The 12732-nt window shown below is 70.0% G+C and carries 13 protein-coding genes; 6 read left to right on the top strand and 7 right to left on the bottom strand.

The genetic code is table 11. From position 1 onward, the window contains the following. Positions 1–76 precede the first annotated feature (76 nt). From FHX73_RS30020 to FHX73_RS30005, 4 genes are all read right to left on the bottom strand, one after another. Positions 77–1495 carry a glycoside hydrolase family 28 protein gene (locus FHX73_RS30020; protein WP_145909028.1) on the bottom strand — a complete coding sequence of 473 codons (1419 nt, stop codon included), beginning with the start codon at positions 1493–1495 and terminating at the stop codon, positions 77–79. 149 nt (positions 1496–1644) lie between these two features. Beyond that, positions 1645–1845, bottom strand: coding sequence for a ferredoxin (locus FHX73_RS30015; protein WP_145909027.1), 201 nt, complete (start codon positions 1843–1845; stop codon positions 1645–1647). Beyond that, the gene (locus tag FHX73_RS30010; protein ID WP_145909026.1) at positions 1842–2513 is read right to left on the bottom strand and encodes a TetR/AcrR family transcriptional regulator; all 672 of its coding nucleotides are present in this window, start codon (positions 2511–2513) and stop codon (positions 1842–1844) included. Before FHX73_RS30010 ends, FHX73_RS30015 begins: the two co-directional genes overlap by 4 nt. A gap of 3 nt (positions 2514–2516) precedes the next feature. Beyond that, complete coding sequence (locus FHX73_RS30005) at positions 2517–3761, bottom strand: cytochrome P450 (protein ID WP_145909025.1); 1245 nt, start codon at positions 3759–3761, stop codon at positions 2517–2519. Positions 3762–3966: 205 nt separating this feature from the next. On the opposite strand from FHX73_RS30005, the gene FHX73_RS30000 reads away from it, so the two are divergent. Continuing rightward, positions 3967–4272 (top strand): hypothetical protein, encoded by a 306-nt coding sequence (locus tag FHX73_RS30000; RefSeq protein ID WP_145909024.1) that lies wholly within the window; start codon positions 3967–3969, stop codon positions 4270–4272. Positions 4273–4353: 81 nt separating this feature from the next. Beyond that, entirely contained in the window at positions 4354–4773 is a 420-nt protein-coding gene (locus tag FHX73_RS29995) for a hypothetical protein (protein WP_145909023.1), read from the top strand. A 213-nt stretch (positions 4774–4986) separates the two neighbouring features. Here FHX73_RS29995 and FHX73_RS29990 read toward each other — a convergent pair whose 3' ends face one another. After that, on the bottom strand, positions 4987–5823 hold the full coding sequence (locus tag FHX73_RS29990) for a M55 family metallopeptidase (RefSeq protein WP_145909022.1): 837 nt from the start codon (positions 5821–5823) through the stop codon (positions 4987–4989). Positions 5824–6037: 214 nt separating this feature from the next. Between FHX73_RS29990 and FHX73_RS29985 the strand changes: the two genes are divergently transcribed. The 3 genes from FHX73_RS29985 (at position 6038) to FHX73_RS29975 (ending at position 7859) form a co-directional block, all read left to right on the top strand. Continuing rightward, a complete protein-coding gene (locus tag FHX73_RS29985; protein WP_145909021.1) occupies positions 6038–6322 on the top strand; it encodes a hypothetical protein in 285 nt (94 codons plus the stop codon). A 122-nt stretch (positions 6323–6444) separates the two neighbouring features. After that, complete coding sequence (locus tag FHX73_RS29980; RefSeq protein WP_145909020.1) at positions 6445–7008, top strand: dihydrofolate reductase family protein; 564 nt, start codon at positions 6445–6447, stop codon at positions 7006–7008. A gap of 62 nt (positions 7009–7070) precedes the next feature. Further along, on the top strand, positions 7071–7859 hold the full coding sequence (locus tag FHX73_RS29975) for a GNAT family N-acetyltransferase (RefSeq protein WP_145909019.1): 789 nt from the start codon (positions 7071–7073) through the stop codon (positions 7857–7859). Positions 7860–7933: 74 nt separating this feature from the next. Here the strand turns inward: FHX73_RS29975 and FHX73_RS29970 are convergent, their stop codons facing one another. Continuing rightward, entirely contained in the window at positions 7934–10450 is a 2517-nt protein-coding gene (locus tag FHX73_RS29970; RefSeq protein WP_246213952.1) for a collagenase, read from the bottom strand. A gap of 415 nt (positions 10451–10865) precedes the next feature. On the opposite strand from FHX73_RS29970, the gene FHX73_RS29965 reads away from it, so the two are divergent. Further along, a complete protein-coding gene (locus FHX73_RS29965) occupies positions 10866–11885 on the top strand; it encodes a S66 peptidase family protein (protein ID WP_145909017.1) in 1020 nt (339 codons plus the stop codon). An 84-nt stretch (positions 11886–11969) separates the two neighbouring features. Here the strand turns inward: FHX73_RS29965 and FHX73_RS29960 are convergent, their stop codons facing one another. Beyond that, positions 11970–12701, bottom strand: coding sequence for an SDR family oxidoreductase (locus FHX73_RS29960; RefSeq protein WP_145909016.1), 732 nt, complete (start codon positions 12699–12701; stop codon positions 11970–11972). Positions 12702–12732: the final 31 nt, after the last annotated feature.

Raw genomic sequence — 12732 nt, 5'->3', positions numbered from 1 at the left:
GGGGAGGAGGAAGGCCCGGCTCTTCCCCGGGCGGGTCGCGGGCGACGAGTCGGCCACGCTGATCCCGCGGGCGGGCCTACAGTCCGGGGAAAGGCGGGAACGCGCAGGACGGGGCGGCCCCGCTGCCGGCGAATCCGGTCACGGTCACGCCCGTGCCGGACGGAGTGATGTTCGAGTTGTACAGCTTGATTCCGGCGTACTCGGCAGTGACCGAGGTGGCGTCGAGACTGACGTTCTCCAGCCTGAGGCCGAGCGGGTGGCCGGCGCTGTAGCCCTCCAGGGTGGAGGCGGCACCGGCCTGGGAGTTGACCGCGGTCACCCCGTTGACGGTGATGTCCTTGAAGTCGGGGTAGTCGGTGCCGGTGCTGCCGGTGTAGCGCGGGTCGATGACCAGTGGGTACTTCTCGCCGGTCATGCAGGTGCTGTTGAACCGCACGCCGCTGACCAAACCGCCCTTGGACGAGTCCGATTTGATCCGCAGGCCGTTCGCCGAGGTGGAGGCGAGACCCGAACTGTCCGTTCCTTGGAGGTAGTTACCCTGTGCCAGGAGCGAGGTGACACCGTAGCTGGTCTCACTGCCGACGGCCAGCCCGTGGGTTCCGTAGCAGTAGTTGTCCAGGATCGAGGTGTTCGAGCTGGCGGCCTTGTTGGTGGAGACTGCCACGCAGTCGTCACCGGCCTGGATGTACGACTGCGTCACCGTGGCGTTGTTGGAGGAGTCGAGGTCGATGCCGTCGGTGTTGCGGGCGTCGGCCGGGGTCTTGGTGCGCAGGCCCCAGACGGTGACCCGGTCGTCCTGCTGGAAGTACAGGTGCTGCTTGGCCGGGTTGACCAGGTCGACGTCGTAGACGGTCACGTTGCTGACCCCGGTGGCCTGGACCAGCCGCGGGTTGACCTGGTTCTTCCCCTCGGACTTGGCGGTCTGGGCGTTGTCCCACCAGGTGGTCGAGGTGCCGTAGATGTCCGTACCGCCGCGGCCGTCGATCACGCCGCGGGTGCCCTCGATGCCCGAGTTCGAGCCGTCGATGGCGATGAACGGCTTGCAGCCACCGTCGGAGGTGGCGACGGTCCCGCAGGTCGAGCCGCCAGACGCTTGGTACTGGGAGGCGACCCGTGAGGCGTAGAGCGTGACACCACCGTTGATGACGAGGTACTCACCGTCCTTGACGGTGAGCGGAGCGGACAGGAAGGCGACCGTGCCGCTGCCTGCTGCGAGGACCACGGACTTCCCACTGCCCGCACAGGAGTTGAGAGCGTCCTGGATGCGGGTGGTGTCGGGCGGAGCGGCCTCCTGCGACCGGCCGAACAGCTCGTTCGTCGGGGCGGCCAGGTCGGCGGCGAGCGTCTGGCAGGTGGCCGGGAGTACCGGCCGGCCGGCAGCGTGCCGGTCACCGATGGCAGCCGTGCTGGCACCCGCGTCGACGATGACGAGCCCCGTTCCGCAGACGGCTGCGGCGGTGGCCAGTATGAGCAGGTGCTTGATGTGTCGGGACATGCTGGTGCGATCCTCCTGGGTGGGGGAACAGGATCCGATAACGGGCTCAGCCGAGGCCGCTCGACGCCTCACCTGCCGGGTGGGACCACCCGACTGTCGAGACGTCGGCACTGGTCACGGCAGGCCTCGGGTCTCCGCAGGACCCCCGCTCACGCGTCCTCGGCGACCCGGATCGCAGCCGCCGGGCAGACGGCGGCTGCTTCCCGGACAGCGGTGTGCAGTTCCGGCGGCGGCTCGGCGGTGAGCAGGACGACGATGCCGTCCTCGTCACGCTGGTCGAACACCTCGGGCGCGAGCAGCGCACACTGGCCCGCCCCGCAGCACTTCCCCTCCTCGACTTCGATCTTCATCGCTGGTCCTCCAGGTATTCAGGACGGGGGGTGAAGGGGGCCAGGAACAGTCCCGTGATCGCGTCGGTCAAGGCGATCGCCACGTGCTCCCAGGAGGACTGCCCCGGCCTGGTGCCCTCTGCCAGCGCGCGCTCCCGCTCCGCGCAGGTGTGCGTGATCAGGTGGCGAGCCATCTCCCCGCGCTCGGCGCGCACCTGTGCCGGTAGCGGACCGAGACACCGTTCGAGGCCGTCGTGCACCCGCTGCAGTGGACGCCTGACCAGGGCCTCATCGATGACGATCGCTCGAAGTACGGGGTCGGTCAGCACCTGGACGGCGAAACGGGCGTACCACGAGGGGACTCCGAGGGAAGCCAAGTGATCAGTGGCCGGACGGACCAAGCAGGCGACCCAGTCGCGGATGTCCTCGCTATCGCCGATCCCTGCGAGCATCCGTTCCTGGTACTTCTCCATGGCTTCCGAGTGACTGCGGATGATCGCGCGAACCAGCTCGGCCTTGGTCCCGAAGTGATAGCCCACGGCGGTGTTGTTGCCTTGGCCGGCGGCCTCGCTGATCTGCCGGTTCGACACGGCGATCAGCCCGTATTCGGCGTAGAGCCGCTCCGCGGCCCTCATGATGGCCTCGCGGGTCTCAGTGGCCCGGTCGGTTCGGGCAAAGGCAGCACTCATCTCTCACCACTTCACCAGGAGCTCGTGCAACGGCGTCGTCATCAAACCCTCTTCAAGGCGCAGTTCACCGACCGGAACGGCCAGATCGAGGGTCGGCAGACGGCGCAACAGGACGTCCAGCACCGTCTGCATCTCGGTGCGGGCCAAGAGCTGGCCGAGGCAGGCGTGGGCTCCGGCACCGAAGGTCAGGTGCGCGTTCGGAGTGCGCCGCAGGTCCATCCGATCCGCCTGCTCGAAGGTCATCTCGTCACGGTTGGCGGCAGACACGCCACACATCACGGTGCTGCCGGCGGGCACCACCGTGCCGCCGAACTCTACGTCCTCCCGCGCATAACGGAACATGCCGAAGGCCCCGGTGTTGGGGTCGAAACGAAGCGCTTCCTCGACGGCCGTGCGGACCAGGGTGCGGTCGCCCAGCAGCTGCTCCCAACGCGCGCGGTCGGTGAGCAGGTGGGCCGTCATCTTCGTGATGAAGCCGGCGGTGGTCTCGTGGCCGGCGAGCAGCAGCGCCTGCCCCGTGGCCGACAGGGCTGCATCGGACATCGGCTCGCCCTCCGTGTCCGTCGCGCCGATGAGCAGGCTGAGCAGATCGTCTCCGCCGTCGGCGAGGTCGCTCGTCGAGGCTGCGGCGCGCCGCTGCGCGATCAGCCCGGACATGTAGGCGTCGAATTCTCGATGCGCCGCCTCGACCTCGTCCCTCGTGTACTTCGTGACGCTGAGGAAGGTGTCGGACCACCGGGTGAACTTGCCCTGGTCGGCCGGGGGGACACCGAGCATGTCGCAGATCACGAACACCGGCAGGGGGAAGGCGAGGTACGACACGACGTCCACCGGGTGTCCGACAGCCACCATCTCGTCGACGAGCCGTTCAGCGGTGGCCTCCATCTTCGGCCGCAGCGCCTGGATGCGCTTCGCGGTGAACCACTTGCCGACCATGCGCCGCCATCGCTCGTGTCCCTCGGCGTTGAGCGCCTTCGCCATCGGGCTCGCGAAGATGCTCTCCGACTCGTTGCCGGCGATCCGAGCGGCTCCGGGCTCCGCCAACCCCTCCCGGGTCAAGCGCGGATCGGTGAGCGCCGACCTGACGTCCTCGTACCGGGTGATCAGAACGGCCTCGTCCCCACTCGGCAGCGTCACGCGCGCCACCGGGCACTGCTGCCGCAGCTCGGCCCAGAGCGCCGGCGGCTCCAGGGCAGCGGGGGCCTCGATCGGTAACCGCAAACCCTGCTGCTTCTGAGCATCCATCATCGAGCAACTCCTCGGTTCGGAATGGCTATTGATGCTCAGTCAAGCGCGTCAACCCTCTTAATTCAAGCGACTGACTGAAACTGCTCCGAACGCAGTACACCCTCCCGCCGCGCTGTGGTGTTGCGAACCCTCCGGGGTCGATGACGACGCCACCGGCGGCGAGCTCGGACACCGCGTTGGCTGCACGAATGCGATCATGGTGATCATGACCACCGAACTCCCGTCCATTCCCCTCGCCGACCTGCGGGCCTCCTTCGACCTGCTGCTGCGCCGCCTCGAAACCACCACGGTGGACGGCGAGGTGGCGCTGGACAAGGACTACTTCTGGTCGGTCCCGGCTGCCGCGCGCTACGACGTCACCGCCGAGCCGGGCGAGTTGACGATCGGTCAGGTCTCGGAGTCCTGGGCGCACATCAAGAACCTGCTAGCCGATCAGGACCGCGCCGTGGGCCACCACCTGGTGTGGCTGGCGGACGTCCTGCGGGCGATCGGCCACGAGTTCCCCGGGTAGCCGCTGCCGCTCGCCAGGGGGTCGGAGGCGGGGTTAGAGTCGGTACGCCGTACCGGGTTCTTGTGAGCGACAGGGGGAAGCTTGAACAGGAACAGAGTCGAGGGCGGATCGGTCGGGCACGTGGTGCAGGCCGACTCCCTCACCGGAGTGCTCAGCTTCGGTGCGCCCGACCCGCAGCACCGACTGCTCGACGCCTACCGCGACCTGTACGCCGCCGCCCAGGCCGTGCTCGACCGCCTCGCCCCGGACACCGACCCCGAGGCGGCCGCCCGGGAGTACCTGACCTGCTGGCGGCGCCACCGGGCGGACGTCCAACTCTTCGCCCCGCAGGAGCTCGTGACGACGGCCGAGGAACTCACTGCTGCCATCGGGTACATCGCCGCGATGCGCCACTCGACGGCGGCTCAGCGCGGGTGGGCGATCGAGCTGATGGGTGGTGAACTTCGGGAGGGAGTCGAGGAGTTCGCCCGGACCGTACGCGAGATCCGGGCGAGTGCCTGAACCCGAAGGCGACAAGTGGACCTGCCTGATCCGGGCGGCCGCACAGCGGGACGCGGCCGGCCGGGACGGCCGGTCGTGGATCCCACCCATCACAGAGGCTCTCGTCCGGGCCGCGCGGCGCACCTCGCTCAGGCCACCATGCGGCGCTGCCCGTCTCCATCACCCCGGCGCCAGGCGGGACCTACCTCGTCCGAACCAAGCGCCCTCCGCCGGTCAGCAGTACGGCGCCTGGTTGGTCAGGGACGCCGCCACTCGCATCCACACGCCGAACAGCCGGTAGAGGCTGGGCAGGGCGCCTTCGGCCTGCACGGTCCGGGCATCGACCGAGGTGACCCCGGGAATTCCCAGCAGCGTCGAGGCCACCGACGCCGACTGCCAACGGACCGTCAGAGTGGCCGGGGCCGGAGCCGGATCGATGGCCGGAGCCTTCGGGAGTGCGGCGAGACTGGCGGCGACCGCCTGCTCGATGGCCGCACGGGCTTCGTCCGCCGGGCGCAGGTCTGCCGTGAAGCGGTCCCGCGCGTGCTTCACGGCCACGGTCGTCACCGAGGCGTCCCAGTCCGTCATCTCCACGCAGGCGCGGTCGTCACCGGTGAGCGCCGCCACCGGCACGCCGATGGCGGCCGCGGTGGCGTGGGCCAGGCCGATCTCGCCCACGGGCCGGCCGTCCAGCCAGATGTCCTCGATCTCGTGGCCCATGAAGCTGTGACTCAGCACGCCGAGCTCACCGGCCCGCGAGTGGTAGCCGACGCAGAGCACGGCGTCGTGCTCGGAGGTGAGGCCTTCGAGCATGAGCATCTGCTTGGGCTTGCCGCGGATGAGGCGCGCCGCCGGGTGCAGCGCCTCGGGGAGGAGGTTGCGCATCGGGCCGTGCGCGTCGTTGACGGTGATGTCGGTGGCACCGGCCGCGAGGGCGCCCCTGATGGCGGCGTTGACGTCCTCCGCCATCATCAGCCGTCCGCGCTCGTAGTCCCGGCCGCCCGGCTGGACGTCGTCGGCGTCCACGAGCCCCGTGACGCCTTCCATGTCCGCGCTGATGTAGATCCGCACTGCGTCGTCTCCTCAAGCTTGATCATTCGGGAGACGTCAGCTGCTCTTCACTCGGTTCCCCGTCCCTGAGAACTCGTCACACGATCCGGCTCCGAGCACCGGGCTCACGACGCGGCCGGGGTGGGAGCGCGACCGGGTGGGAAGGGAAGGGGGTTCGTCCCCGGGGCCGGGACGTGAGGGGCATTGTGACGATCATGATCGAGACCGCGGTCGCATGCGTATTCGCGTGGGCGGGGAGCTCGCGCGGCTGGAGCGGGAGGCGGCGATCGGTCAGACGGAGCCGAGCGCGCTGACCCGGGGGAACGTCGAGCGGGAACTGGCGGCAGCAGCCGAGCAGGACCCCGCCTTCGCCCGGGAGCTGATGGAAGCGGTCGGCGCCCTGGAGGAAGCCAAGCGGGCCGCCGGTGCGCAGGTCGTCGGCCATTTCTTGCTCGCCGCCGCAGGCGGCCGCGACGGCACCGTGGTGCTGTGGAGCCGGAAGGGCACGTATCGGGCCTGAGCCCGGGGCGTTCGCAACGAACTGACCCCGCGAGGTGACTCGGCCCCGCGAACCCCGCGTCGCGGGTGCCCGTCGGCGTTCGGCGGTCGTAGTGTCGAACCCGTTGCCGAGGAGGGTTTCTGATGCACCGCGTGACGTACTCGATGGGCGTCTCACTGGACGGCTACATCGTCGGGCCGGACGGCGGCTTCGACTGGACGCCGCCCGACGAGGAGGTCTTCCGCTTCGCCACCGACGAGGTGCGGGAGGCGGGCGTGCACCTGTTGGGGCGACGGCTGTACGAGACGATGGTGTGCTGGGAGACCGCCGAGCAGGATCCCGAGCTCGGCTTCTCGACGGTCGAGTTCGCCGCGGCCTGGAAGGCGCTCCCCAAGGTGGTGTTCTCCCGGACGCTGTCGGCGGTGCAGGGCAATGCCCGGCTGGCCTCCGGCGGCCTGGCGGAGGAGGTCGAGCGGTTGCGGGCCGAGCCGGGGGACGGTGACATCGCGATCGGCGGTGCGACCCTCGCTGCCGGGGCGGCCGAGTTGGGTCTGATCGACGAGTACCGGGCCAGGGTCTACCCGGTGCTGGTCGGCGGCGGCATTCCGTTCTTCCCGCAGCACGAGCGCCGGGTGGACCTGCAACTCGTCGAGACCCGCACCTTCGCCTCACGGGTCGTCTACCTCCGCTACCGCGTGGCGCGTTAGCCGACCGCTCCGCGGCCGCCGGGCGGCCGGGCGGCCAGGGCGGGACGGTTAGGATGCGGCGCATGTTGAGCGCTACTGATGTCGCGGCCGCGAGTGCGGCCTGGATGTGGGCCCCGGACGATGCCGAGGTCGTCGAGGGCGACGGGTTCACGCTGGTGCGGCTGCCCGAGCACTTCGCCTGGGACCTGTCGGTGCTGGCCTTCACGCCGACCGGGTCCGGGCCGCTCGGTGCGGCCGTGGACGCGGTGATCGAGCGGGCGCGGGCGTTCGAAGTGCCGGTGCTGGACTGGGAGGTGGGGCTCGGCGCGCCGGCCGGGCTGGCGGGCGAGCTGACCGCGCGCGGCGGGCAGGTGAAGCTCACCCTGGAGGTCCTGGCCAGGGACCTGGGCCAGGAGATACCCGTACTGCCGCCGCCCACGGCGGACCTGACGGTGCGTTGGGCCACCGACTTCGAGACCGCGCGGGACGGATCGGCGGTCGCGGTCGTCGGGTTCGGTGGGGAACTGCCGCCCGACGAGCAGATCGAGGCGGCGGCGGCCAAGTACGCGGCCGCCGTCCCCGCGGGTGGTGGCGGCATGCTGGTCGCGTACGTGGACGGGGCGCCGGTCGGCTTCGGCGGCCTCTCGCTGGTGGACGGCGTCGCCCGGCTGTCGGGCGGGGTCGTGGTGCCCGCCGAGCGCGGCCGGGGCATCTACCGGGCGCTGGTCGAGTCGCGGCTGTCCTACGCGGTGGCGCACGGCGCGCGGATGGCCCTGGTGAAGGGGAACGTGGTCACTTCGGCCCCGATCCTGCGCAAGGCGGGCTTCACGTCCTTCGGCCAGGAGCCGATCTACGCCGTCCCGTTGAGCTGACTCCCGTCCGACCACCGGTGCGTGGGTGGTGGCGGCCCGGGGCCGAAGCCCCGGGCCGCCACCACCCACAGCTGTCAGTACTGGGTGGTGATGGTCACGCCGCTGAAGGTGGTCTGGGCGTAGAGGCTGATGTAGCGGTAGCCGGCCGTGGTGTTGGTGACGGTGAGGCTCTGGGTGGTGCCGTTGGCCGTCGAGCCGGTGGTGTAGGCGGAGGGCGTGGCCCAGGTGTTGGGGTTGTAGAGCAGGTAGGCGGTGCCGGTGCCGCCGTTGGCGGTGACGTTGAGCGTGGTGGTGCCGGCCGGCAGGTAGATGTAGTAGTAGTCCAGGTTGCCCGCGGTCGCGGACTGGTTGGCCCGGTAGCAGTTCCGGTCCAGCAGCTGGGTGTTGGTCGAGCCGCACATCTGCGCGGTGCTCAGGGTGACCGGCTCCGTGGTGGTCTCGGACTTGCCGTAGTTGTCGGTCACCGTGATGCTCACGTTGTAGGTGCCGGCCGCGGCGAAGCTGTGCGTCGGGTACCGGCCCGTGGCGGTGGCGCCGTCGCCGAAGTTCCAGGCCTCGGAGACGATGCTGCCGCTGCCGATCTCGGTCGAGGTGTCGGAGAACTGCACGTTCAGACCGTTGGCACCGACGTAGAACGAGGGGCTCGGGGTGCCGGGCACCACGCAGGCGCCGGCGGCGCAGGCGTCCAGCCAGGTGTTGAAGTCGGCGTCGTAGGCGGTGCCGATCGAGTTGTAGACCGCGTAGCCGCCGGTGTAGTCGCCGGTGCGGAAGTGGCTCAGCATGTTCTGGATGACGTCCGGGTGCTTCTCGACCATGTAGCGGACGGCGAGGTAGCCCCACGGGTAGGTGCGGGTGGTGTCGCTGTTCTCGTAGGTGTTCTGGAACAGCGTGCTGAGCGCGTAGGTGTGCAGCGGGGCCACGGCCACCGCGCCGGTGTCGGTGACGTTGCGGTAGGTGTAGGAGACGTACTCGGCGACGCCCTCGATCCACCACACGTCCGGCACGGCGGTCTGCTGGGTGAAGTTGCCCTTCATGTCCAGGCGGCCGTCGAGGGCGTGGGTGAACTCGTGGTTGAGGTTCCAGACTCCGGCGGTGAAGCCGTCGTTGCCGTTCTGGTAAGTGATCGAGATCGGCTGGTTGGCCGGGTTGGTCGGGTCGCCGACCAGGGTCATGCCGCCGTTGTTGGTGGCGATCCCGTAGATCCCGCCCGCGTAGGTCTGGTAGTCCTGCGGGGAGGCGAAGACCACCATCTGCAGCGTGTTCTCGTACTGGCCGGGGATCGGGCCGTTGTCCTTGACCAGGTTGTGGACGAAGCCGTCCTGGTTCTCCAGGCTGGTGCAGACGGCCGTGAGGTCGGCGGCGGTCAGGCTCTGCGCCAGGATGCTGTGCGTCGAGTCGCAGGTGTAGCTGATCGGCAGCGCGGCGGCCTTGAGCCGGGTCGGCAGGTTGCAGGTGTTGTAGTAGGAGCAGTTGTTCGGGTCGGCATAGTTGATCATGCCGGCCACGGGCGCCCAGACGGATGCGGTCGGGCCGCTGATCTGCGTCTCGGAGAGCAGCTGCTGGACCATCGGCTTGACCACGGGCAGCAGGGCCGGGTGCTCGCTGAACCGGGAGGTCTCCAGCGCGGCGTTCGCGTCGAGGAAGCTCTCGCTGCCGCCGAGCATCGAGAGGTGGTTCTGCGCGAAGGTGTCGAGCGTGGTGATCAGGCTCGGGTCGGCGGTGACCGCGGCGACGTAGGCCGGCTGCTGGTGGCCGCGGAAGATCGGGGTGAACACGTCGTTGACGAAGCCCACCATGGCCCGCGACGAGTCGTACGAGCTGTTGTAGCCGTTCAACACCTGCTTGTAGGTGTTGATGTAACGGGCCTGCAGGTTGGCGGAGTCGCTCAGGATCATCGCCTGGCCGGCGACCGTGCCGTTGCCGTCGGTGACGTCGGTGAAGTGCGGGCTGGCCACGATGGCGTCGAGTCCTGCCTGCACCGGGTTGGTCAGCGAGGCGTCGTACGCGGGTATGTCCGCGACGTCGTTGGACTGGACGAAGTAGCCGCCCTGGAGGAAGTAGATCAGCTGGAACAGCCCGGTCGAGTTGTCCCCGGTGTAGGCCGCGGCGGAGCTCTGGAAGCCGTTGGCCACGGCTGTCATCTGGCTCTCCTTGAACACCGAGGTGGCGACGCTGCCTCGGAGCGGGTAGAGCGAGCTGATGCAGTCCTCGGTCGAGCCCTCGATGAACGAGACCAGGGCCGCCCCGGTGCGGCCGGAGAAGTCCGCCGGGGTGCACGAAGTGGCGGCGGTGGCCGCCTGTCCGGCGGCACGGGAGGCGGCGGCGGGCTTGGACTTGGCCGGAGCCGGGGCGGCCTCGGGGGCGGCGGTCTGCGGCGCGCGCGGGGGCAGCAGGGTGGGGGCGGTCCGGCCGTTCTGCGCACCGCCGTCGACGGCGCTGCTGACACTGGCGATGCTGCCGGTCGGGCTCGGACCGCGGTCGGGGTTCGCGGCCTGGCCGATCTGCGGGGTGGGCTTCGCGGGCGCGGCGGCGAAGCTCGGGGTGGTGGCAAAAGCGGTGATGGCGGTGCTTGTTGCGGCAAGCACAGCCATGATCCGGGGCAGCCTTGACGGCTGACGCATCGTCACTCCTTGGTGGGGGTCCACTGGACGCGCCTCGGTGAGGGAAGGGGGACGAGGCACTGCCTGGCACCGTCTCACGCACGAAACTGCCAGATCAATAGGGTGTGACATGTCATTAATGTTTTTGGGGAATTTTGATGGCGAACCTTGGGGACTTTTGGTGGCATTGGCCGCAGATCGGCTGCCAGGCTGCCACTGTCCCTGCGACACCGAGGCGCACCGACGCACACCGAGCCAGCTGGCGCGATGGCCCACCCCAGCGCGCGTTCCGCCGACATTCCAGCGGGATCTCGACGCCTTTGCACGAACCCCAACTGACGGTGCGTCCAGCCGTGGTCGGCGAAAATCGGGTGCCCCCCTCGATGGCACCGGCAACACTGGCGCCATGACTGATTCCGCACTGCCCCGGCTGCTTCGCCCGCGTGCCCTGAGGCCCGGAGATCTCGTCGTCATCGCCGCGCTGTCCAGCCCGCTGACGGCCGCCTACGAGCCCAACGTCGAGCAGACGGTGGTCGTGCTGGAGCGGATGGGGTTCCGCGTGCGCCGGGCCCCGCTGCTCGAAGTGGGGCAGCGCCACTGGTGGGGCGTGGCCACGCCGGAGGAGATCGCCAAGGAGTTCAACGGTCTGCTGCGCGATCCCGAGGTGCGCGCGATCGTCGCCAGCGACGGCGGCCACATGGCCTTCGGCTACCTCGACCTGATCGACTTCGAGGCGGTCAAGGCCGACCCCAAGCCGATCCTCGGCTACAGCGACATCTCACTGCTGCACCTGGTGCTCCACGCGCGCACGGGCCTGGTCGGGTTCCACGCCGACATGGCCGTCCCCGGCTTCGGCGGTCACTGGCGGTCCGCGCCCGTGCAGCGCCAGCGCGAACTGGAGGCGCTCTACGCCGAGTTGCTGACCAGCACCGAGGCGATCGGCGCCCTGCCGTCGAGCCCGTCGTGGGAGTGCTGGCGCCCCGGTCGGGTCGAGGGCCCGCTGGTCGGCGGGGTGATCAACCGCATCGTGCTGGCGCAGGCGACGCCCTTCGCGCTGCCGCTCGAACGGTTCGACGGTGCGGTGCTGTTCTGGGAGGAGCTGGGCGGCCTGGCTTCGTACGTGTGGAACTACCTCCAGGTGATGCGCCACAGCGGCATCCTCGACCGCATCGCGGGCATGGTCGTGGGCACTCCGCGCGACATCGCCGGGCTTGAGCCCGGCGCGTCCCCGACCCTGGCCGAGATCGTCCTCGACGCCCTCGGCGACCGCGACATCCCGGTCCTGGGCAACGTCGAGGTCGGGCACGCCGGCCCCAACCTGCCGATGCCGGTGGGCATCCGCGTCGCCCTCGACGCGCGGGAGCGGACGCTGTCGCTGCTCGAACCTGCGGCGGCGCCGCACGGGACGACGGGGCCGGTCGGCTGAGCACCGGGGACCGGTGAGCTTGTCCGGTCGGGAGCCGGCCGCGCGACGCGCGGCCGGCTCCCGGCGACAGCGCTCACATCCGCGTCACCAGGGCACCACGCCGGTGTCGTCGAAGAACTGGCCGGTCGGGCCGTCGTCGGGCAGGGTCGCGAGTTTGACGGCGATCGCCGCGCCCTGCTCGGGGGTGCGGAAGCCGCGGAAGCCGTTGAGGTCGGTCGCGACGTAGCCGGGGCAGGCGGCGTTGATCAGGATGTTGGTGCCGCGGAGCTCCCGGACGTACTGGAGGGTGACGGCGTTCAGGAAGGTCTTCGACGGCGCGTACGCCACGGCCACCGGGCCCGCGATCTGCTCGGCGTCGGGGTCCGACTGCCGGGTGAGCGAGCCGACGCTGCTGGACATGTTGACGATCCGCGGCGAGGCGGAGCGGCGCAGCAGCGGCAGCATCGCGTTGGTGACGCGGATGACGCCGATCACGTTGGTCTCCACGACCGTCCGGACGGTGGCGGGATCGACCCCGGTCGGGTCCTGCGGCATGCCGCCGCTGATGGCGGCGTTGTTGACGAGCACGTCCAGGCGCCCGGCCTGATCCTCGATCAGCTGTGCGGCGGCGGCCGCGCTCGCGTCGTCGGTCACGTCCAGCGGCACGCCGAACGCGTCGACGCCGGCCGCGCGCAGCTTCTCCACCGCGGCCTGGCGGCGCCGGTCGTCGCGGGCGCCGATTCCGACGCGCAAGCCGAGGGCGCCCAGGCCCGCCGCGATCTCGTAGCCGATCCCCTTGTTCGCGCCGGTGACCAGCGCAACTGTTCCTTCGTTCATGGGAACCATGCTGCCCTCGGACCCTGGCGGG

This window comes from Kitasatospora viridis, from assembly GCF_007829815.1.
In the GTDB taxonomy this organism is placed as follows: Bacteria; Actinomycetota; Actinomycetes; order Streptomycetales; family Streptomycetaceae; genus Kitasatospora; species Kitasatospora viridis.
Note: the sequence above shows the minus strand (reverse complement) of the source record. Positions and strands in the feature narration are given on the sequence as shown.

Coding starts and splice junctions, on each gene's coding strand:
- FHX73_RS30020 (WP_145909028.1), bottom strand. CDS start 1,495: ATGTCCCGACACATCAAGCACCTGCTCATACTGGCCACCGCCGCAGCC.
- FHX73_RS30015 (WP_145909027.1), bottom strand. CDS start 1,845: ATGAAGATCGAAGTCGAGGAGGGGAAGTGCTGCGGGGCGGGCCAGTGT.
- FHX73_RS30010 (WP_145909026.1), bottom strand. CDS start 2,513: ATGAGTGCTGCCTTTGCCCGAACCGACCGGGCCACTGAGACCCGCGAG.
- FHX73_RS30005 (WP_145909025.1), bottom strand. CDS start 3,761: ATGATGGATGCTCAGAAGCAGCAGGGTTTGCGGTTACCGATCGAGGCC.
- FHX73_RS30000 (WP_145909024.1), top strand. CDS start 3,967: ATGACCACCGAACTCCCGTCCATTCCCCTCGCCGACCTGCGGGCCTCC.
- FHX73_RS29985 (WP_145909021.1), top strand. CDS start 6,038: ATGCGTATTCGCGTGGGCGGGGAGCTCGCGCGGCTGGAGCGGGAGGCG.
- FHX73_RS29980 (WP_145909020.1), top strand. CDS start 6,445: ATGCACCGCGTGACGTACTCGATGGGCGTCTCACTGGACGGCTACATC.
- FHX73_RS29975 (WP_145909019.1), top strand. CDS start 7,071: ATGTTGAGCGCTACTGATGTCGCGGCCGCGAGTGCGGCCTGGATGTGG.
- FHX73_RS29970 (WP_246213952.1), bottom strand. CDS start 10,450: ATGGCTGTGCTTGCCGCAACAAGCACCGCCATCACCGCTTTTGCCACC.
- FHX73_RS29965 (WP_145909017.1), top strand. CDS start 10,866: ATGACTGATTCCGCACTGCCCCGGCTGCTTCGCCCGCGTGCCCTGAGG.
- FHX73_RS29960 (WP_145909016.1), bottom strand. CDS start 12,701: ATGAACGAAGGAACAGTTGCGCTGGTCACCGGCGCGAACAAGGGGATC.